22 protein-coding genes and 1 pseudogene are annotated in these 17,955 nt (G+C 40.4%); 13 read left to right on the forward strand and 10 right to left on the reverse strand.

What is annotated here, in order from left to right; all coding sequences use genetic code 11:
• The first annotated feature begins 49 nt into the window (after positions 1-49).
• The 4 genes and pseudogenes from G7B20_RS15110 to G7B20_RS19525 all read left to right on the forward strand — a co-directional run bounded on the left by G7B20_RS15110 (position 50) and on the right by G7B20_RS19525 (position 2,416).
• A complete protein-coding gene (locus tag G7B20_RS15110; RefSeq protein ID WP_164112261.1) occupies positions 50-199 on the forward strand; it encodes a hypothetical protein in 150 nt (49 codons plus the stop codon).
• A gap of 16 nt (positions 200-215) precedes the next feature.
• Positions 216-1,040 carry a hypothetical protein gene (locus tag G7B20_RS15115; protein WP_164112262.1) on the forward strand — a complete coding sequence of 275 codons (825 nt, stop codon included), beginning with the start codon at positions 216-218 and terminating at the stop codon, positions 1,038-1,040.
• Between the two features lie 68 nt (positions 1,041-1,108).
• Positions 1,109-1,480 (forward strand): annotated as a pseudogene (locus G7B20_RS19520) (PolC-type DNA polymerase III); the annotation flags it as partial.
• An 87-nt stretch (positions 1,481-1,567) separates the two neighbouring features.
• A complete protein-coding gene (locus G7B20_RS19525; RefSeq protein ID WP_240466027.1) occupies positions 1,568-2,416 on the forward strand; it encodes a nucleotide excision repair endonuclease in 849 nt (282 codons plus the stop codon).
• Positions 2,417-2,428: 12 nt separating this feature from the next.
• On the opposite strand, the gene G7B20_RS15125 is transcribed toward G7B20_RS19525, so the two are convergent.
• Positions 2,429-2,710 (reverse strand): hypothetical protein, encoded by a 282-nt coding sequence (locus G7B20_RS15125; RefSeq protein ID WP_164112264.1) that lies wholly within the window; start codon positions 2,708-2,710, stop codon positions 2,429-2,431.
• Between the two features lie 133 nt (positions 2,711-2,843).
• On the opposite strand from G7B20_RS15125, the gene G7B20_RS15130 reads away from it, so the two are divergent.
• Entirely contained in the window at positions 2,844-3,434 is a 591-nt protein-coding gene (locus tag G7B20_RS15130) for a L,D-transpeptidase (protein ID WP_164112265.1), read from the forward strand.
• A 123-nt stretch (positions 3,435-3,557) separates the two neighbouring features.
• Here the strand turns inward: G7B20_RS15130 and G7B20_RS15135 are convergent, their stop codons facing one another.
• Entirely contained in the window at positions 3,558-4,619 is a 1,062-nt protein-coding gene (locus G7B20_RS15135; RefSeq protein WP_164112266.1) for a sensor histidine kinase, read from the reverse strand.
• 318 nt (positions 4,620-4,937) lie between these two features.
• On the opposite strand from G7B20_RS15135, the gene G7B20_RS15140 reads away from it, so the two are divergent.
• Positions 4,938-5,165: a hypothetical protein gene (locus tag G7B20_RS15140; RefSeq protein ID WP_164112267.1), complete on the forward strand. Its 228-nt coding sequence runs from the start codon at positions 4,938-4,940 to the stop codon at positions 5,163-5,165.
• 196 nt (positions 5,166-5,361) lie between these two features.
• Here the strand turns inward: G7B20_RS15140 and G7B20_RS15145 are convergent, their stop codons facing one another.
• On the reverse strand, positions 5,362-5,703 hold the full coding sequence (locus G7B20_RS15145) for a winged helix-turn-helix transcriptional regulator (protein WP_164112268.1): 342 nt from the start codon (positions 5,701-5,703) through the stop codon (positions 5,362-5,364).
• A gap of 155 nt (positions 5,704-5,858) precedes the next feature.
• Between G7B20_RS15145 and G7B20_RS15150 the strand changes: the two genes are divergently transcribed.
• The 6 genes from G7B20_RS15150 (at position 5,859) to G7B20_RS15175 (ending at position 12,663) form a co-directional block, all read left to right on the forward strand.
• A complete protein-coding gene (locus tag G7B20_RS15150) occupies positions 5,859-6,497 on the forward strand; it encodes a peroxiredoxin-like family protein (protein ID WP_164112269.1) in 639 nt (212 codons plus the stop codon).
• Positions 6,494-7,300 (forward strand): DNA alkylation repair protein, encoded by an 807-nt coding sequence (locus tag G7B20_RS15155; RefSeq protein ID WP_164112270.1) that lies wholly within the window; start codon positions 6,494-6,496, stop codon positions 7,298-7,300. The genes G7B20_RS15150 and G7B20_RS15155 overlap by 4 nt, the downstream gene beginning before the upstream one ends.
• A gap of 342 nt (positions 7,301-7,642) precedes the next feature.
• A complete protein-coding gene (locus G7B20_RS15160; RefSeq protein WP_164112271.1) occupies positions 7,643-8,506 on the forward strand; it encodes an NEW3 domain-containing protein in 864 nt (287 codons plus the stop codon).
• Between the two features lie 32 nt (positions 8,507-8,538).
• On the forward strand, positions 8,539-9,555 hold the full coding sequence (locus G7B20_RS15165) for an ABC transporter ATP-binding protein (protein WP_164112272.1): 1,017 nt from the start codon (positions 8,539-8,541) through the stop codon (positions 9,553-9,555).
• Positions 9,500-10,510 (forward strand): ABC transporter permease subunit, encoded by a 1,011-nt coding sequence (locus G7B20_RS15170; protein WP_164112273.1) that lies wholly within the window; start codon positions 9,500-9,502, stop codon positions 10,508-10,510. The genes G7B20_RS15165 and G7B20_RS15170 overlap by 56 nt, the downstream gene beginning before the upstream one ends.
• Before the next feature lie 281 nt (positions 10,511-10,791).
• Positions 10,792-12,663 carry a PAS domain S-box protein gene (locus G7B20_RS15175; protein ID WP_164112274.1) on the forward strand — a complete coding sequence of 624 codons (1,872 nt, stop codon included), beginning with the start codon at positions 10,792-10,794 and terminating at the stop codon, positions 12,661-12,663.
• Between the two features lie 17 nt (positions 12,664-12,680).
• Here G7B20_RS15175 and G7B20_RS15180 read toward each other — a convergent pair whose 3' ends face one another.
• Together G7B20_RS15180 and G7B20_RS15185 are read right to left on the reverse strand one after the other, a co-directional pair.
• Positions 12,681-13,043 (reverse strand): response regulator, encoded by a 363-nt coding sequence (locus tag G7B20_RS15180; RefSeq protein ID WP_164112275.1) that lies wholly within the window; start codon positions 13,041-13,043, stop codon positions 12,681-12,683.
• A 106-nt stretch (positions 13,044-13,149) separates the two neighbouring features.
• Complete coding sequence (locus G7B20_RS15185; RefSeq protein WP_164112276.1) at positions 13,150-13,398, reverse strand: hypothetical protein; 249 nt, start codon at positions 13,396-13,398, stop codon at positions 13,150-13,152.
• A 143-nt stretch (positions 13,399-13,541) separates the two neighbouring features.
• Here G7B20_RS15185 and G7B20_RS15190 point away from each other — a divergent pair, with 143 nt between their 5' ends.
• The gene (locus tag G7B20_RS15190; protein ID WP_164112277.1) at positions 13,542-13,865 is read left to right on the forward strand and encodes a hypothetical protein; all 324 of its coding nucleotides are present in this window, start codon (positions 13,542-13,544) and stop codon (positions 13,863-13,865) included.
• Here G7B20_RS15190 and idi read toward each other — a convergent pair whose 3' ends face one another.
• Genes idi through G7B20_RS15215 form a run of 5 tightly spaced genes read right to left on the reverse strand, consistent with a single transcriptional unit; the run spans position 13,866 to position 17,881 of the window.
• A complete protein-coding gene (gene idi / locus G7B20_RS15195) occupies positions 13,866-14,390 on the reverse strand; it encodes an isopentenyl-diphosphate Delta-isomerase (RefSeq protein WP_164112278.1) in 525 nt (174 codons plus the stop codon).
• A gap of 8 nt (positions 14,391-14,398) precedes the next feature.
• The gene (locus tag G7B20_RS15200) at positions 14,399-15,097 is read right to left on the reverse strand and encodes a lycopene cyclase domain-containing protein (protein ID WP_164112279.1); all 699 of its coding nucleotides are present in this window, start codon (positions 15,095-15,097) and stop codon (positions 14,399-14,401) included.
• Between the two features lie 4 nt (positions 15,098-15,101).
• Entirely contained in the window at positions 15,102-15,554 is a 453-nt protein-coding gene (locus G7B20_RS15205) for a sterol desaturase family protein (RefSeq protein ID WP_240466021.1), read from the reverse strand.
• Positions 15,551-16,387: a phytoene/squalene synthase family protein gene (locus G7B20_RS15210; RefSeq protein ID WP_164112280.1), complete on the reverse strand. Its 837-nt coding sequence runs from the start codon at positions 16,385-16,387 to the stop codon at positions 15,551-15,553. Before G7B20_RS15210 ends, G7B20_RS15205 begins: the two co-directional genes overlap by 4 nt.
• A gap of 3 nt (positions 16,388-16,390) precedes the next feature.
• Positions 16,391-17,881: a phytoene desaturase family protein gene (locus tag G7B20_RS15215; protein ID WP_164112281.1), complete on the reverse strand. Its 1,491-nt coding sequence runs from the start codon at positions 17,879-17,881 to the stop codon at positions 16,391-16,393.
• Positions 17,882-17,955 lie beyond the last annotated feature (74 nt).

The raw sequence follows: 17,955 nt of genomic DNA on the forward strand, positions 1-17,955 counted from the left end.
ACCGCAGCAAGGAGCATCTGCTGGAAATCGAAAGTAAATTTTTCGAACATTGCCGCAAGCAGGGCTACCCCGAAAGTGCGAGCAGGGAGATATGGCGGCAGATGGAGAGCTTTGCAGGGTACTCTTTCAACAAGGCGCACTCGGCTTCCTTCGCGGTGGAAAGCTATCAGAGTCTGTTTCTGAAGACGTACTACCCTAAGGAGTTTATGGTGGCGGTGCTGAACAACTATGGGGGCTTCTACAACCGCAAGGTGTATGTCAATGAAGCTAAGCGTGCAGGTGCCCGAGTGAACCTGCCTTGTGTGAACAGGTCGGTATTTGCGGCAACGATCTATGGGGATGACATCTTTCTGGGATTTGACGCGCTGCTGAATCTGAATGATAAGCTGGCGCTGCGTATCCCGGCCGAACGAATGGCCAATGGGGAATATACGAGTCTGGAAAACTTTGTACTGCGTACGGGAGCCAAACTGGAGCAGCTGATTATCCTTATCCGAACGGGGGCTTTCCGCTTTATGGGACTGGGCAAAAAGGAACTGCTATGGGAAGTGCATCTCCTGCTGTCAAAGGATAAGCGGGCGGAAACGGTACCACTACTCTTTGAAATGGCGAGCCGTAAACCGGTACTACCGAAGTTGCAAAGCTCGGTACTGGAGGACTATTATGATGAAATAGAACTGATCGGTTTTGGGGTGTCGGGTTCGCTATTTGATCTGGCTCGGAGTGATTATAAAGGGGACGCCAAGGCTGCGGATCTGATGAAGCAGGAAGGAAAAATGATCCGTATGGTGGGGGATTTTGTGGTCGAAAAGTATGTACGTACGAAAAGCGAGAAGCTGATGAAATTCGGCACTTTCCTCGATGCAGCGGGGGATTTTTTTTTTACGGTACACTTCCCTCCTTCGCTGGCCCAATACCCCTTGCGGGGCAATGGCCTATACCTGATCGAGGGTAAGGTGGTCGTCGAATTTGGATGCCCTGCCATCGAGGTGACCCGATGTGGCAAGATGCCACTGAAACCTGATCCGAGAAGTGTTTAATAATGATGAATTTGGAATACGCAATTGTAGATATTGAAACTACGGGCGGGAATGCCCGAGGTAGCCGTATGACGGAGATCGCGATCCGCATACACAATGGTAAGGAAGTGATTGAATCCTTCGATTCGCTGATCAACCCGGAAAAGAATATTCCGCTTGCCATATTTGCCCTCACAGGCATAGACAACGAGATGGTTCGGCATGCACCTGTCTTTGGTGATATTGCTAAGCGTGTGTTTGAAATGCTGGAAGGTCGGATCTTTGTGGCGCATAATGTGAACTTTGATTACTCTTTTATCAAACATCAGCTGGCCGAATGTGGTATCAAATGGGCTGCAAAGAAGCTCTGCACGGTTCGCATGGCACGCAAGATAAAGCCCGGCCACCGCTCCTACAGCCTCGGCTACCTCTGCGACGATCTGGACATACCTATCCTGAACAGACACCGTGCAGGTGGTGATTGTGAGGCTACGGCAATTCTATTCAGCCGCTTACTGGAATGGGATGAAGACGGAGTAATCGCAGGAATGATTAAAAAGTCATCGAAAGATCAACGCCTCCCCCCTAATCTCCCCGCCGATCAGTTTGAAGCATTGCCGGAACGACCAGGGGTATACTACTTTCATGACCTGAAAGGTAAGGTCATCTATGTGGGCAAGGCGCTAAATATTAAGAAACGGGTGGGACAGCACTTCTCTGGACACAATATCAATCCGCAAAGGCAGAACTTTATGAAGGAGATATATGCGATATCTTCGGAAATATGTGCTACGGAGCTCATGGCGCTCCTGCTCGAATGTGCGGAGATAAAAAGGTTATGGCCTGCACATAATCGTGCGCTGAAGAAGTATGAACCGAAGTTTGGACTGTTTGTGTACGAGGATATGGCAGGCTACAGACGCCTAGCCGTAGGTAAACTCTCTAAATTCCACACCTGCTATATGATGGTGAACCGCGAATATGATGCTGTGAAGTTGCTCTCGGGACTGGTGGATAGGTACGGTATAGATACGCGCCTATGTTCGTTCACCAATACGAAGCTCTCCCGTCAGGATATCGCACAGACGGCCATCGTGGCGCACCTACCTCCTGTAGATGAACATAATGCGCTGGTGGAGTCGGCTCTCGAGGAACTGCAACGTTGCCGCCCTACATTTGCGCTATTTGATAAGGGGCGCGATGGCAATGAGAAAAGCTGTGTATTTATTGAAAAAGGCAATTTCTACGGCATGGGCTACATCGATAGCGGGTGTCAGCTCAGCGACATCGATGATGTACGTGACAACCTGACCCGCTATGCCGGAAATCACTATATGGTACAGTTGATCATCAACTATGCGGAGAGGTATCCAAGGAAGGTGATGAATTTGGCGTAAAGTGCGCGTCTGTCACTCTTTATCCTTATAAACATAAAACACGTGTCCTTTTAAATTTTCGTGATCATTATTGATTATTGCATCCTCTATAAATAATACGTGTTTCTTTAAGAAAGGCATCCTGTTATGATACATTTTATTATTGTAAGGATCTATATAAATATCCAAATTTACGCGGTCTGGTACCCAGCTTGGATCTGGATGTCCAACTTCTGACGCCGACCGCAGGATATTGAAGCCCAAATCTCGGAGTTCGTGTAATATGGGAATACTTAGTTTTACAAATCCAATCATTATTATAATTAAGTGTTTTAATATACAACGGTCGAAGCTTAATAAAGTTGAAAATTTCTCATAATTCTATAAACAGGTAATACAATTTTGGTTTGCTTTTTGTAACAATGAGTGGGAACAATGATCTTGTACTATGATTAAAACGATTAGCAAATTATCTATTATCACGGCCGTACTGTTTAGTACTTCATGCGGGGAAAGACCTTCTAAAAACGATGACAAACAGGAAAAACAAGCGGAAAAGGACAGCACGCATGTTCTAATTAGCATCTCGCAGCGACAACTTTATGTACTGGAAGGTACCGATACCCTTAAAAAATATCCTATAGCAGTGGGAAAAGATGGACATCCTACTCCTGAGGGTGATTTTCAGATTCATCAGATTGACTGGAACCCGGACTGGACTCCACCAGAAAGCGAATGGGCAAAATCCGAAAACTATAAAAAACCGGGAGAGGAAGGTAACCCTATGGGTCGGGCACGTATCGTATACCAAATGCCGTATACTATTCATGGCACAAAAGACATCCAATCTCTGGGTAATGCCGAATCGCACGGTTCGGTCCGGATGGCCAATAGCGATGTAATAGAACTAGGTAAATTACTTATGCAAAAATCGGGAACAGAAAAGTCTGACGATTGGTTCAAAGGGGTATTGAATGACTCCACAAAAATGGAATCGGTAAAACTAGAGAAGCATATTTCCTTAAAAAATGTACAATAAAAATCGTGCTGCGTCCTTGAGTCGTTACACACAAGGACGCAGTATTTTTGTCCAATCAAAAAGGATGAAAAGACGATTCTTAGGGAGAAAATTAGCCTATCACTCTGTTTAGAAACTTATATTTTAACTTCTTGGAATCGTAACATTCACGACAGTCCCACCGCTAGGCGGTGAACTAATGTGAACATTCCCATTTAATAGTTTGATCTTGCTGAGGATGCTTGCTAATCCAATGCTGCCCTTCTCCATTTGCGAAATATTTATTCCACGTCCATCATCGCGTATGGCGATTAAAATCTCTTCGGGACTAACTTCAATATTGATTTTACAATGTGATGCATAGGCATGCCGTACAACATTGGTCATTAATTCCTGAACCGTGCGATATACCGCAAGCTGTAAATATTTCTCTATTTTTTTGTACGGGCCTTTAATTTCACAATTGAATTTGGTGCTACCTGAAAATTCTACACAAATGTCTTCAATCGCACTTTTAAGTCCGAACTGTTCGAAGTTGAGGGGCGTAAGTTCATTGGAAATTCGACGTGTCTCCTCAATAACCTCCTTTAAGAGCTTGTCCGTATATGCTTTTGCTTCTTTGAATTCACTTTCATTTAAATCGTAATTAAGCGTCGACATACTGATTTTAATTCCATAAAGGATTTGGCCGATACCGTTGTGAAGTCGCTCAGAAATCTGCTTCCTTTCTTCTTCCAAAGTGCTCAGCGATACCCTGAAAATCTCGCGTTGCTGCTCTGCTTCTAATTTACGAATCCTTCTTTCAGCAGCACGCGCAGCAGATATTCTCATTTCTATGCCTTTTTTGTATGCAGTGATATCTCGTGTGGTGGTCGCTACTCCATCTCCCTGTTTGACTGATGACTGTTGAAACCACCCGTTAAATTGTTCATGGACATAGTGACGAATACTCTCGTCAGGCAGACCTGTTTCCACCACCTTTTTGAAAGTTTCAAAAATGCCCGTTTCTACCACTCCAGGATTTAAAGTAAGTAGGCTTTTGCCAATAACATCACCATACTTTTTTTCTGAAGTTTTATTATTTAACACCCATATGAAATCCACTATTTCATCATTATCATTACGTACAGCCCTGAACACTTGAATCATATCCAAAGAGCTATCTATAGTGTTGCGAAGGATGTCTTGGTCCCTATTTAATTCCATATTTTCTCCCCATTTTTTACAGCCTCAACCATACATTAAATTCTAACTTCATTCAATAGTTTATACAGAGCCCCCTTCCTGGGAATATATATCTAAAAAGGATATTTGTTCTGGTATAGAACATTAAATGGAGATTTTAGTTCAATTGTGCAAAGCTATAACACGCTCTACAACTTAAATGAAACAAAACTCCTCTTTTATCGTTATATTAGTACTCTCATCTGGATAACAGGCACCCTATCGGTGGTAATAAATCAGAATAGCACTAAATCATAACTCGCTATTTTCTTGAAGCCCATTTGTTGAAAACATATACCTATGGAAACTTCAAATTTGCAAATGGAAATCCTCCAACGGATTTACCTTAAAAAATCAATATGGGAATTAGAATCTATAGCTGGATTCCACCAAGCGCTAAAGTCGCTCTTTGCTATGTGTTACATTTATACATCCGAAGAAAAGGATCAACCCAATTCGTATGATCCGTATTGCAACATTCAATTGACGGCACGCGGCAGAGCTGTTGCTTTGGGACGCTTGGTGTAAGTGTAAAATAACAGGGTAATTAAGAGCAGATTATGGTGAGTCTCCATGAATAATCGAACTGGAGAATAGTGTAGGATTTATTTGCGTAGCAGTCGATTAAAACCACACATTAACCCAATGGAGAAGAATTAAAGATTAATTGAATGGAGATGCGTGGCCAAAATAAAGCTACAAAACTAGAAAAAGTTGAAGCCCCCTAATAGTGATCTTTAGCAATCAATAGCTCTTTACCCCAATCATTTAATTCCCAAAGTACATCTACTAATTTTTCACCAAGTGCTGTAAGTGAATATTCAACACGAGGTGGAAGCTCATTAAAGATTTTCTTGCTTAAAATTCCGTCCTGTTCCAGTTCTTTTAAATGCTGATTTAAAACGCGTCTATCCACTTTGGCAATACCTCTTAACATTTCACTTGGACGTTTTTCACCCTCATTAATACGCCATACGATTGGAATTTTCCATTTTCCGCTGATAGCGTTTACAGCAAATTCCAATGGACATATTTTTTCTTCTATCGCTCGTTCCTTTGTTTTCATCAGTGGCATTATTTTTTTATTGGATTATGAGAGCTTCCCCAATATTATGGTGGGCGCTTTCATAAAATTGACTTTTTTATCCCATTGGGACAATAATATGCGGTATTGTGGTTCTGATTTTTCTTTCAAAACTTTGCAAAAATATAAAATTAGATATGAAAAAACTGGAACAACAGATTAACGAACTAAATGAAAATTTAGCGAATCAACTCCCAACGGAAATTTTAGAAGTATTCGGTAAATCTATTCAAGATTTGAAAGGTAGAAATATTGAAGATGGCAGTTTCCATCTAGGCGATAAATTTCCTGATTTTAGTCTGCCAAATACGAATGATAAGAAAATAGCGCTAAAAGAACTTTTAGAAAACGGAAAAGTGATAATAGCTTTTTTTCGGGGCAACTGGTGCCCTTATTGCAATCTTGAATTAAGAGCCTTGCAGGACAACCTGAAACAGATTACAGATAGAAATGCAACGCTTGTTGCTATTTCGCCTCAAACGCCTGACTATAGCGAAGAACTTAAAAGCAATCACAATTTAGATTTTGAATTATTGACAGACAAAAACAATGCCTTGGCTAAACAGCTTGGTATTGCGTTTGAACTTCAAAACTATGTAATTCCAGCATATAGCAGTTTGGGTATAGAACTGGCAGCATATAACGAGAATGATAATAACGAATTACCTTTTCCTGCGGTTTTTGTAATAGATACAAATGGCAACGTTAACTATAAATTTGTGGACAGCGACTATATGAACAGGGTAAATATAGAAGAACTGATAGCACAATTATGAACGAAGTAAGAAGAAAAGGAGCTAGAAGCACCAAGGATATTCCAGCAGAAATATTGACACAGCTTAACTGTGGAAAAATTGAAACAGCTAACCTCATAGAGTGGTTAGCTGTTGACCAAAGGCTATTATTGAAAAATTTACTCTCAGAAAATCAAAGGACAGATTATTTAAAACCTATTCTCAACAAAATTGACCAACTGAAAAAGCAAACTGTAAATACAGTAAATGAAGCTATCAGAACAGGAATTTTTGAGCTAACAGTCCGATACGATGATAGTGATTTCTTAACTGTATTATCGCACCACAAAGCTGATTTGGTTCGCTGTTGGGCGACCTATACCATTGGCAAAAATGATAAACTGAATATTACAGAAACACTCCAACAAATTCGACCTTTTTCGGCCGATAAGCATTTTGGAGTAAGGGAAATTTGTTGGCTAACAGTAAGGGCTAAAATCTCTCAAAACCTAACCCAAAGTATTAAGATACTTTCCGAATGGACATCACATCAGGATGAAAATATAAGAAGATTTACCACCGAAGCAACGAGACCACGTGGTGTATGGTGTGAACATATTGAAGAATTAAAACAAAATCCCGAATTAGGCCTATCCATATTAGGACCCTTAAAATCAGATACATCAAAATACGTACAAGATAGCGTAGGTAATTGGCTCAATGACGCAAGTAAAACACAGCCTGAGTTTGTACGGCAACTTTGCATGCAATGGGAAGAGGAAACCGGGACAAATGAAACAAAATATATTATAAAAAAAGCGCTGCGAACTATAAATAAGCAGTAAATGGCGCTATTCCAAACGGGATAGCACCGAGAAATACCTTTAAAATTGACAACCGCCAAGCAACTGCGAATTTATTTATAGGGGGGATAAGTCACTTCAATACGTCGTTAGTCGCCGTTGGATTTAAAACAAAACACAAAATGCCTATTTTATTTTGATTTGAGCCGCTACAGGACGGGGCAAAAATATTTATTATAAAAAGTAAGAGGAGCTAGTTTTTTAAAATTATACTTGACGCAAATATCTACAAAAGCTATTTTTGGATTCTAGACCTAAAAAGGTACAATTTTATTCAAGACATTTTCTAAAAGCTATTAATATATAATTGTTAGTTATTACATCATGTTTAAAGGATTCATTTTTACCGAACATCTGAAGTCGAGAATCTTATCAAAAACTTTAATTCTCGCATGTATCTCTGCATCACTCGCAGTTCAAAATGTAGCGGCTCAGGAAGCCAAAAATGCATTAAGTTCAAATTTTAAAGTGAGATTGATCAATTTGGAGGCCCCTTCTACAGAGGTATTCCGATATAATGGCTCTATCACTAACCCAAGTGGACAGGAAAAGATATATGAGCTACAATCTAACTTGCCGCCAGGATGGTCTGTTGCCTACAAAACCGAAGGTATGCAGGTAACGTCAGTCAACGTAGAGCCAAATACCAGTAAAGAGATTAGTATAGAAATAACACCATCGTATACTGCGGATATAAAAAAACATATCATCCCAGTTAGAGCTATAAATCAAGGTGATACCGCGGTGGTCAAGCTAGAATCTGTTATAAAAGGCACATATAAAATGGAAATCTCTACGCAAAACCAGGTGCTAAGTGGTAATACGACAACTGGAAGTAAGAAAGAGTTATTCCTTACGATAAAAAACACAGGATCCATGCCCTTGGAAAATATTGAACTGACGACACAATTGCCTTCGAAATGGGAATCGAGCTTCGAAATAGATAAAATAGACAAACTCGAACCTGGTAAGACAAAGGATGTAAAAGTCAACATTAAAGTTCCAGACAAGACCATAGCCGGTGATTATATGGTCAATGTATCGGCTAAAAACAGTAACCTCGAATCTTCTTTGACATACCGGATGGAGATCAAAACTTCGCTCCTGACGGGTTGGCTAGGCATGTTATTGATCATTCTGGCTATTGGCTTTATTTATATATTGATTCGAAAATACGGTAGGCGGTAAGCTGGTTAAAAACAATTGAAAATCGAACAGATATGAATAATCCTATTATAAAGCTAAGAGGGTTATCCAAGCATTATAAAAATAAAATTGCTGTAGACACCCTTTCCCTTGATATAAATAAGGGTGAAATATATGGCCTTTTGGGGCCAAATGGAGCTGGCAAGACGACAACAATCCTTATGCTGCTGGGGCTTAGCGAACCTACATCGGGACAAGCGCATGTATGTGGGCATGATGCTACACGTAACCCTATTGCCGTAAAACAGAAAGTCGGATACTTACCCGATAACTTAGGATTTTATGGACATATGACTGCGCTCGAGAATCTTTCTTTTATCGGTAGGCTAAACGGTCTTTCTGAAAATGAAGCCGAAATAAAGGCTATCGAATTGCTGGATATCGTTGGACTGAAAAACAATATGCACCAAAAAACTGCTACATTTTCCAGAGGCATGAAGCAGCGCTTAGGACTCGCTGATGTGTTGATCAAAAAGCCTGAAGTGATTATCCTGGACGAACCTACGCTCGGTATTGATCCGAGCGGTGTGAAGGACTTTCTTGCTCTCATCAAAAAACTGAACGAAGAACAACAGTTGACCGTGCTTCTATCCTCGCACCACCTCCATCATGTACAGCAGATCTGCGATCGTGTTGGAATATTTGTTGATGGTAAGCTGTTGGCAAATGGCGATATCCCCAGCTTATCAAAACAATTATTTAATAAAAACGGATACCTCACCGTCCTACGATTCCCAAGCGACCGCCTTATATCAGGTCAATTGGAAAAGGACATGCAAGCTCTATATGGTGTGCAGGAGGTAATTGTACACGGAAACGAACTGGAAATAATGTCTACCCATGACCAGACCGCTGAGATGGTGCGATATGTAGTTCAAAAGGGATATGATTTAGTCGGTGTCCAACAGAAAACTTATGGATTGGATGAAATCTATCTCGAATATTTCAAAAACGAAAAAAATCTAAGTGTTAGTAATGAAAAATCTAAAGGAGTCTTTAAAAAGACGTTTTTCAGAAAACAACGGGGGTAACGAAGTCCGATCTCCCCTGCGTGTCTTGTTGCGCAAAGAAGTAGCCGAGCATATCAGAAGCTGGAGATTCATCATATTGTTAACATTGATTGTATTGACATTTATCGCATCAATGTATTCCTCATTAAGCAATATTAAATCTGCATTTGTAGCCACAGATAACAGCAGTACTTCATTTTTCTACCTCAAGCTATTGACATTGACAGATGAGTCCATTCCTGCATTTCATATATTCCTCAGCTTCCTTGCACCTATATTAGGCATTAGCCTGGGATTCGATGCAGTCAACTCGGAAAACAATAATGGATCATTAATACGTCTAATGGCTCAGCCGCTGTATAGAGACAATCTTATCTTAGCCAAATTTCTAGCCCCCTTAATGATTGTCGCTATACTATTCTTCGCACTGACTTTTCTAATTGTGGGTTATGCTATGTGCATCAGTGGTATCCCTATCGAATGGCAGGAAGTCGTCCGTATACTAGCTTTTAACGGGATGACTGTGCTATACGTAGGTTTTTGGCTTAGTATTGCAGTCCTGTTATCCATTCGCTTCAGGCAACCTGCCACCTCGGCATTGACAGCAATAGGTATATGGCTATTCTTCACGGTATTTTTTCAAGTGGTTATCAATATTGCGATAAAAGCTTTTATTCCAGATCCAAATTATCTTTCTGCAGATAAAATAGCTTATTATAATGAGGTAATCCTAAATATTCTTCGGGTATCTCCAAGTCAACTCTATGTGGATGCTTCTACGACTCTTCTAATGCCGATGGTCAGAAGTTTGGGCCCAGTATCTATGGAACAAATGGTCGGAGCTATACCAAGTAGTATATCGCTAAGAAATAGTTTAATGCTGGTATGGCCTCAATTGAGCGGTCTGATCGCATTTACGTTACTTCTATTCGCCGTATCCTATGCTCTTTTCATGCGAAGAGAGATTCGATCCTAAGATGATTATGCAATGGCACTACAATATAAACGGTGCCATTGTTAAAAAGTCAAATTATAAGGATATCTACCTGTTGCCTTTAACATTTTTTTTCTCCCCTCGTGAATATAACGTTATCAAACGCGTAAAAACCTGCCCGCTAAACCGGAAATCGATATATGTACCAAATAATAATTAACGATGCAAAGGTGTCCCCAGAAAGTAATTGCATAGTAGAGTTGGTATAGATCGTGATATTTCTTATATTCATGTGCTAGCTTTAGCAGATACCTATTTATACTATGAAAAACGCACATTCGCTGAAAAGCGAAATAGAAAAGCTCCGAGCAGAGAATAATCGATGGAAAGAAAAGGTTACGGAATTAAGTGATAGTTTAGAAAAAGCAACCTTACCTATACATTGGATCGATGACAATGGTATCATCCTATGGGCAAATGCTGCCGAATTGGATTTAATGGGATATAGTAAAGAGGAATATATAGGCTCATCCATCCTGGACTACTACGGGGACAAGAACAGAATATTGGATATCCTAGTCAGTCTAAAGAGTAGCGAAACGGTCAAAGACTATCCAGCAGACTTAAAGTGCAAAGACGGATCGATAAAACACGTCTTAATAAGTGCAAATGGAGTTATCAAGGATGGGCAGTTTATTCATTCTTGCTGCTTTACAAGAGATGTCACCGCTAGTGTAAGGGAAGAACGATCTAGAAATACCCTACTCCAACAATTGGAAGAAAATGAAACCAAGCTGAGACTGGCCATAGAGGCTACAAAAATGGGTACCTGGTATTGGGATGCCAACAGCAATGATATCTATCTATCGGATGAAGGTCGTAAAATACTGGGATTAGAAATAAATGCTGTAATCGACGAGACCACATTTTTAAGCCAGCTCTTTCCAAATGATTACAAGTCCCTTAAAAAAAACAAAATAGAGCTATCGGAGGATGGTAAGGAAGGATATTTTGACTCCACACAAAATATCCATAAACAAGACGGTTCTCCGCGTATTGTACGTGTGCAAGGAAGCATTCATCCTGTCGAAGCGGGCTTCCCAAGAGTAATAGGAACGGTACTTGACGTAACTGAAATGGTAGCCGCGCACGAAAATGATGAGCTGTTGGTAGCGATAATACGTTCTTCTAACGACGCGATTGTAGGAAAAACACTGAACGGAACCATAAACTCCTGGAATGAAGCAGCAGAACGTATATTTGGTTTTAGCGCGCAAGAGATGATAGGTACATCTATATATGCGATCGTACCCGATGATAAAAAAGAGGAAGAGGCGGCTATACTTGCTACATTACGATCGGGAGGGCGCATGGAATTCTTTGAAACGAAACGCTTAACAAAATCTGGGCGATTGATAGATGTATCACTTACTATCTCCCCCATAAAAGATATGGATGGTAATATTATTGGTATTTCAAAAATAGCCCGTGATATTACTGAAAAAAAACAGGAAGAAAAGCGCAAGCATGACTTCGTGACCATGGTCAGCCACGAGATCAAAACACCACTTACCTCGATCCTACTGTACACGCAGGTCCTGTTAAAAGGATTTAAGAATGATGAAAATAATAAGGCCTGGAATATCGGATTAAAGATCGAGGCACTAGCCAAGAAAATTATATTAATGGTCCAAGACTATCTGAGCCTCTCCAAAATCGAGGAAGGAAAGATCGATATCCGCAAAGAAGAGCTGGATCTAGGCAAACTGGTATACGAAGTGGTAGAAGATACCAAAGTCGTAACCACCAAGCATACTATAACCATAGAGAGCTGTGAAGGGCTAAAGGTATTGGCAGATCCGAGTAAGCTTGAGCAAGTGCTTGTAAACCTCTTAAGTAACGCGATCAAGTACTCGCCGGCTGGAGGTAGTATAACAATAGAATGCAAGCCGAATGCTGAAATGGTGACTGTATCGGTTATAGATCAAGGTATAGGAATACGAAGCGAAGATCAAAAGAAACTGTTCAAAAAATTCGCACGGATAGACCGAGCTAACACCCACACGATATCGGGATTCGGCATCGGATTATACCTGGTTGCCGAAATCCTCAAAAGCCACGGAAGCAGTATTCATCTCGAGAGTAAGGAGGGACATGGATCGAGATTCTATTTTGATATCGAACAAATAACTTAAACCGATATGGACCTAAACTACTGTATAGACTCTTGTACGGCTCTTTCTAATTGTTCTATATCGAATGGCTTGGCCAAATAACGTTCAGCTCCTGCTTCTCGGGCCAAGTCTTCAACATTACTATTTGCGGAGATGTAGATCACAGGTATATGTCTTATATTTTCATCCTGCTTTATGAGTTGAGTAGCACGCACCCCTCCTATGTCAGGAATCCAATTGTCCATCAGAATTACGTCTGGTCCGGCGGCCACCACTTGTTCGACAATATTTTCTACGGTAGCAGAGGTAATAACCTCGTACCCTGAAAATTCAAGCACCATAGTACATACGTCCAAAATCTGGGCATCGTCGTCGAAGAGCATCACGGTTTTATTATTCATAGGTAGAGTTGCAGCTATTGCTTTACTAAAATAGCTAAATATATCTAATAAATCCTATTTGATTTGTACCAAGTTTTCTACATCCTCACTCCAGGATCTGCCTTGTTCAGGAAGATATCTCCTCAGCATACACATAGAAGACCTGGCCTGTCAAATCTCTATCACTGTGACTACGCAGCACCTGATCGATGAGTAAGACCTTCGAAGATCCGGAATACAATACTTCCTGACTAACTCTTCCGGGAATCCAATTCGGGTTAAGGTCGTCTGTCTGAGAGGAAGAACGAAGAATGTTAAACCCCATAGCTTTAAGTTCCTGCAATATGGAGATGCGTAGTTTTACAAATCCTATCATAATTACAACGTTTAAAATGGTTCAATAGCTATATAACAGTTACTGAACCATAAAGTTCTGGTTGTACTTAAAAATTAATCTATCCGGTGATGAACCAAGTTCGATCTCAAACGTCCTTGGAGTACATAACAAAAACATAACGTATGAACTTTGATAGCATTGAATTAGAGGATTTAGAAAAGGTTAATTCCATTCCCAAAACTGTAGAAGAGCAATTGGAGGAAACCTGGTTTGTAAAATATGGCGAACACACCCTTGGTGTAGGCCTATTCTTACCAAATAGCAATCATTGTATACTTGCGATAATAGGTGAAGATTATGATAATAAGATTGTCCTCGGTACTTATGGATCGGGAGATGAGTACCAAGACGCAGTATATAAAGGATTAAACATCGCGTATGAAGGCTACCTGCGATCTATTAAAGGAGATACTGTAATCGGTGGGCTTATAATCGATGATGAATAATTAGAGTTCTTTTGTCAAAGTTTTCATCAAAACAGGAAATGCCTCTTTAAACCAGACGGTGAAATCCTGAGGTCGGCTTTGCATCCAAATCTCGATTTCGTCGGTATCCATCCATTTGAAGTCATTTACCTCATCTGGATTGGGCCGTGGTATTGTATCACTAAAACCAACCAGCACATGATCAAGCTCGTGCTCTACTAAACCATTTTCAACTGGGGAATGGTAAATAAAAGAATAGATCTGTTCTAGATCTGTGGAAAATCCCATTTCAAACGCTAGTCTCTCTAAAGCACTGTCGACAACCCGCTCTCCCAACTGTGGGTGCGAACAACAGGTATTGGTCCATAAACTACCTCCATGGTATTTGTGCGGTGCACGCTGCTGCAACAACAACTGCCCCATACTGTTAAAAACAAAAATGGAAAACGCACGGTGTAACAAGCCTTGGCGATGTGCATCGAGCTTATCCATTTCTATGAGTTCCTCATCACGTTCATTAACGAGTAATACGGTATTTCTTTCCATAAGTATTTTTATTCTATTTCTTTATCATCGTTCTTGAACCTATGGAAAAAGTACACATTCCATAATATCATTGTATAACCGTATACAGCATCCTCTACAGGTACTGTACCGATACGAAAGTTCCAAAAATCATCGGAGTTATAATTTACAACAGCTTCTTCTAAGCCCGTACCTGTAAGCACACCATTGACCAAAAAGAAGCCAATCAATAATATACCGTACACAGTGGTCGCTTGTGAAAAAAATCGGAAACGAGCAATATAATGTAAATACACTATAGATAGTGTGGTAACCAGACAAGTCAGAAATGGATAGATCTTGCCTATCGATAGAATAGTCAAGACTACCAGCACGAATGCCGCTGAAATGACGAAAATAGAGGTAATGCGATCGGACCAGCGGAGATTAAAAAACTTGGTAAGGCAAAAATAAGTAAATACACAGCTGAATGGAATAGTGATGAAAAACAGGATCTCTTCTATGGGCAAATCGAATACTCTAAATCCCACTATATACCTATCATTAAACCACCAGACCCCTCTATCTGTAAACCAGGCGTCCCAAATTAAAAAGGGTAAGGCGACCACTATGCTGGCCTTCAGATATGTCCAAAAATAACGGCTAAATCTGATTTTGGGATGAAATGAGAAGAAGAAGCAGATAATAATAGCAAAAAACTCTACTGCCAGGTAGGTGAATCTTTCCATATACCTATTTTTTAAAATACATTCTGAAATAATAAAGGGGAACCCATAGAAAACCAAAGCACTCCCCTTGTTCTTTGGTGCGGTGTTTATGATGCTGCTTATGAGCCCTGCGAATGGCCTTGAGGTAGGGACTATCGGTGTGTTTAAAAATTTTTAAACGCTGGTGAATAAAAATATCATGTACAAAAAAATAGGCCATACCGTAAATTGCAATACCTAAGCCAATAAAAAACAGGAGACCGAACTCAGACCTGCTGCCTATATAAAGCAACCAAATGGCGGGTATCGCGAAGACGACAAAAAAGTAATCGTTTCGTTCCAATTTTTTATCGTGCTCGGGATTATGGTGATCCTTGTGCCAGCACCATAAAAAGCCATGCATGACATACTTGTGTACGCACCATGTAAATCCTTCCATAAGTATAAAGACACCAATGACAACTGCTAAATACATCATAAGACCGCCGCTTTATATTTAAAATAGCTTTCCATCATGATAGACAATTTATAACCATTAGGAATACGCACTCGCTTGGACATTATATCAGAAGCAGACATTTTGTGGATCTTATTAAAGAGGGACCAATAATATCTATAAGCCAGATAGACCCCAAACCGAGCACAGGAAGGCAATTTTTTTATACCTACCAAAGCTACCGCAAAATCATTCTTGATATCGGATTCAATGCTTGCTTTTACACAATCATCAAATTTATCCATCTCTAAATTGGGAAAGTAGATTCGTCCCAAAGTGAAATAATCGTCGCGCATATCACGTAGGAAATTTATCTTTTGAAATGCAGCCCCAAGTCTCATCGCATACGGCATCAGCTCCTCATAATGTTGTTGATTTCCCTTTACAAAAACCTGAAGACACATAAGACCTACCACTTCTGCTGACCCTACTATGTAATCTTTATAACGTTGATCATTGTAAGACATGGGCTCTAGATCCATAGCCATGCTGGCCAAGAATCGGTCGACGAGAGCCCTATCTATGCTGTAATGATGCACAGAGGCTTGAAAAGCATTCAAAATCGGATTGAGTGAAATCTTCTCTTTGAGCGCGTAATCCGTATCTGTTATCAACCGTTGCAAGAGCAGCTTCTTATCGTAGCCATGAAAACTATCTACGATCTCATCGGCTAAACGCACATAACCGTATATCGCATAAATCGCTGGTCGTATAGAAGCATCCAGTGCTAATATGCCTAAAGAAAAGCTAGTGCTATATCTTTCGGTAGTTATCTTGCTCACCTGAGAAGATAAGTCGTCAAAAATTTTCTTCATAATTTATAGGTTTTGCTTTTGGATCTCACGGGCTACAATCTTCCCTGAAATAATAGAAGGTGGTACGCCGGGACCTGGTACAGTCAATTGACCGGTATAAAAAATATTTTTCACTTTCTTATTACGGATGCTTGGCTTTAAAACAGCGGTCTGTTTTAGTGTATTAGCAAGTCCATAAGCATTGCCGTTGAATGCGTTATAGTCTTTTTGGAAATCACTGACACAATAACTCCGCTTATATACGAGGTGCTGTTTTAAACCGATAGCTCCTGTGTGTTTTTCCAGCCGGGATAACATCATCTCCAGATACTGTTCCCGGATATTTTCAGGATCCTCTAGGCCCACCGCTAGGGGCAAAAGTAAAAACAGGTTTTCGCTGCCTAAAGGGGCGACTTCTGCATCTGTCTTTGAGGGACAACAGGCATAAAACAAAGGACTTTCAGGCCACTCCTTTGTGTCATATACGGTGCTGAGATGTGCATCCATATCGTGCTCAAAAAACAGGGTGTGGTGTTTCAAATTTGGGATTTTGACATCGAATCCCAGATAGTAAATCAGGCATGACGGAGCAAGTGTTTTTTTCGACCAATACTGCTCGCTGTAATTACGGTAATCTTGTGGTAAGAGGCTTTCGGTGTGCTTGTAGTCAGAACTACCAACTAAATAATCGAAAGTTTCAATACCACCCTGGGATGTATTTAAAGATATAGCCCGACTATCATTAATCTGTATATTCTCTACTGCAGTATCTAGATGAAATTTGACACCCTTCTGCTCTGCTATATAAACCATCGCATCTACAACAGACTTAAAACCTCCCTGAGGATACCAAGTACCCAAACCATAGCCACCGTAACTCATCAAACTGTACATAGCGGGTATATCTTTGGGAGAAGCTCCCAAAAAAATAACAGGAAACTCCATCAATGCTAGCAGGCGCGGATCTTTGAAGTATTTACGGACATAGGTACGAAAGGAAGTCAATAGATTTAACCGGGTAGATGCCGCTAGCATCCGGGGTGTAAGAAACTCCATCCAAGATTGTGAAGGTGTATAGATGAAATCGGACATGGCGATTTCGTATTTCTCCTGCGCATCTTCCATGAATCGATCAAACTGCTTACCGGCCCCACATTCAATCGACTCAAAAAGAGCCCGAAGCTGCTGCATATCTGCCGGGACGTCTATACTCTCGCCATCAAATACTATTTCGAACTGAGGATTTAAGGGTTTTAGATCATAAAAGTCGGCCGTGGAAAATCCAAAATCTGCAAAAAAAGATTCTATCACATCGGGCATCCAATACCAGCTCGGCCCCATATCAAAACGGAAGCCACCGTCCGTATTAAACTGGCGGGCCCGACCTCCAAAAGAATTATTCTTTTCAAATACGTCTACCTGATAACCAAACGATGAAAGGTAACAGGCTGCTGATAACCCGGAAAAACCTGATCCGATAATGGCAACTTTAGGAAATCGAAATATTGGAAGCATAGTATTGAAATGATTAAATTAGTATACAAATATACTTTATTAATCATATTATGCTAATAAAAGTTCATAAATAA

The sequence above is a fragment of the Sphingobacterium sp. xlx-96 genome, from assembly GCF_011007365.1.
Lineage (GTDB): Bacteria > Bacteroidota > Bacteroidia > Sphingobacteriales > Sphingobacteriaceae > Sphingobacterium > Sphingobacterium luzhongxinii.

What these genes read in the sequence shown, in the direction of transcription:
- G7B20_RS19525 (WP_240466027.1), top strand. Translation starts at nt 1,568, where the DNA reads ATGATTAAAAAGTCATCGAAAGATCAACGCCTCCCCCCTAATCTCCCC.
- G7B20_RS15125 (WP_164112264.1), bottom strand. Translation starts at nt 2,710, where the DNA reads ATGATTGGATTTGTAAAACTAAGTATTCCCATATTACACGAACTCCGA.
- G7B20_RS15130 (WP_164112265.1), top strand. Translation starts at nt 2,844, where the DNA reads ATGATTAAAACGATTAGCAAATTATCTATTATCACGGCCGTACTGTTT.
- G7B20_RS15135 (WP_164112266.1), bottom strand. Translation starts at nt 4,619, where the DNA reads ATGGAATTAAATAGGGACCAAGACATCCTTCGCAACACTATAGATAGC.
- G7B20_RS15140 (WP_164112267.1), top strand. Translation starts at nt 4,938, where the DNA reads ATGGAAACTTCAAATTTGCAAATGGAAATCCTCCAACGGATTTACCTT.
- G7B20_RS15145 (WP_164112268.1), bottom strand. Translation starts at nt 5,703, where the DNA reads ATGAAAACAAAGGAACGAGCGATAGAAGAAAAAATATGTCCATTGGAA.
- G7B20_RS15150 (WP_164112269.1), top strand. Translation starts at nt 5,859, where the DNA reads ATGAAAAAACTGGAACAACAGATTAACGAACTAAATGAAAATTTAGCG.
- G7B20_RS15155 (WP_164112270.1), top strand. Translation starts at nt 6,494, where the DNA reads ATGAACGAAGTAAGAAGAAAAGGAGCTAGAAGCACCAAGGATATTCCA.
- G7B20_RS15160 (WP_164112271.1), top strand. Translation starts at nt 7,643, where the DNA reads ATGTTTAAAGGATTCATTTTTACCGAACATCTGAAGTCGAGAATCTTA.
- G7B20_RS15165 (WP_164112272.1), top strand. Translation starts at nt 8,539, where the DNA reads ATGAATAATCCTATTATAAAGCTAAGAGGGTTATCCAAGCATTATAAA.
- G7B20_RS15170 (WP_164112273.1), top strand. Translation starts at nt 9,500, where the DNA reads ATGAAAAATCTAAAGGAGTCTTTAAAAAGACGTTTTTCAGAAAACAAC.
- G7B20_RS15175 (WP_164112274.1), top strand. Translation starts at nt 10,792, where the DNA reads ATGAAAAACGCACATTCGCTGAAAAGCGAAATAGAAAAGCTCCGAGCA.
- G7B20_RS15180 (WP_164112275.1), bottom strand. Translation starts at nt 13,043, where the DNA reads ATGAATAATAAAACCGTGATGCTCTTCGACGACGATGCCCAGATTTTG.
- G7B20_RS15185 (WP_164112276.1), bottom strand. Translation starts at nt 13,398, where the DNA reads ATGATAGGATTTGTAAAACTACGCATCTCCATATTGCAGGAACTTAAA.
- G7B20_RS15190 (WP_164112277.1), top strand. Translation starts at nt 13,542, where the DNA reads ATGAACTTTGATAGCATTGAATTAGAGGATTTAGAAAAGGTTAATTCC.
- idi (WP_164112278.1), bottom strand. Translation starts at nt 14,390, where the DNA reads ATGGAAAGAAATACCGTATTACTCGTTAATGAACGTGATGAGGAACTC.
- G7B20_RS15200 (WP_164112279.1), bottom strand. Translation starts at nt 15,097, where the DNA reads ATGGAAAGATTCACCTACCTGGCAGTAGAGTTTTTTGCTATTATTATC.
- G7B20_RS15205 (WP_240466021.1), bottom strand. Translation starts at nt 15,554, where the DNA reads ATGATGTATTTAGCAGTTGTCATTGGTGTCTTTATACTTATGGAAGGA.
- G7B20_RS15210 (WP_164112280.1), bottom strand. Translation starts at nt 16,387, where the DNA reads ATGAAGAAAATTTTTGACGACTTATCTTCTCAGGTGAGCAAGATAACT.
- G7B20_RS15215 (WP_164112281.1), bottom strand. Translation starts at nt 17,881, where the DNA reads ATGCTTCCAATATTTCGATTTCCTAAAGTTGCCATTATCGGATCAGGT.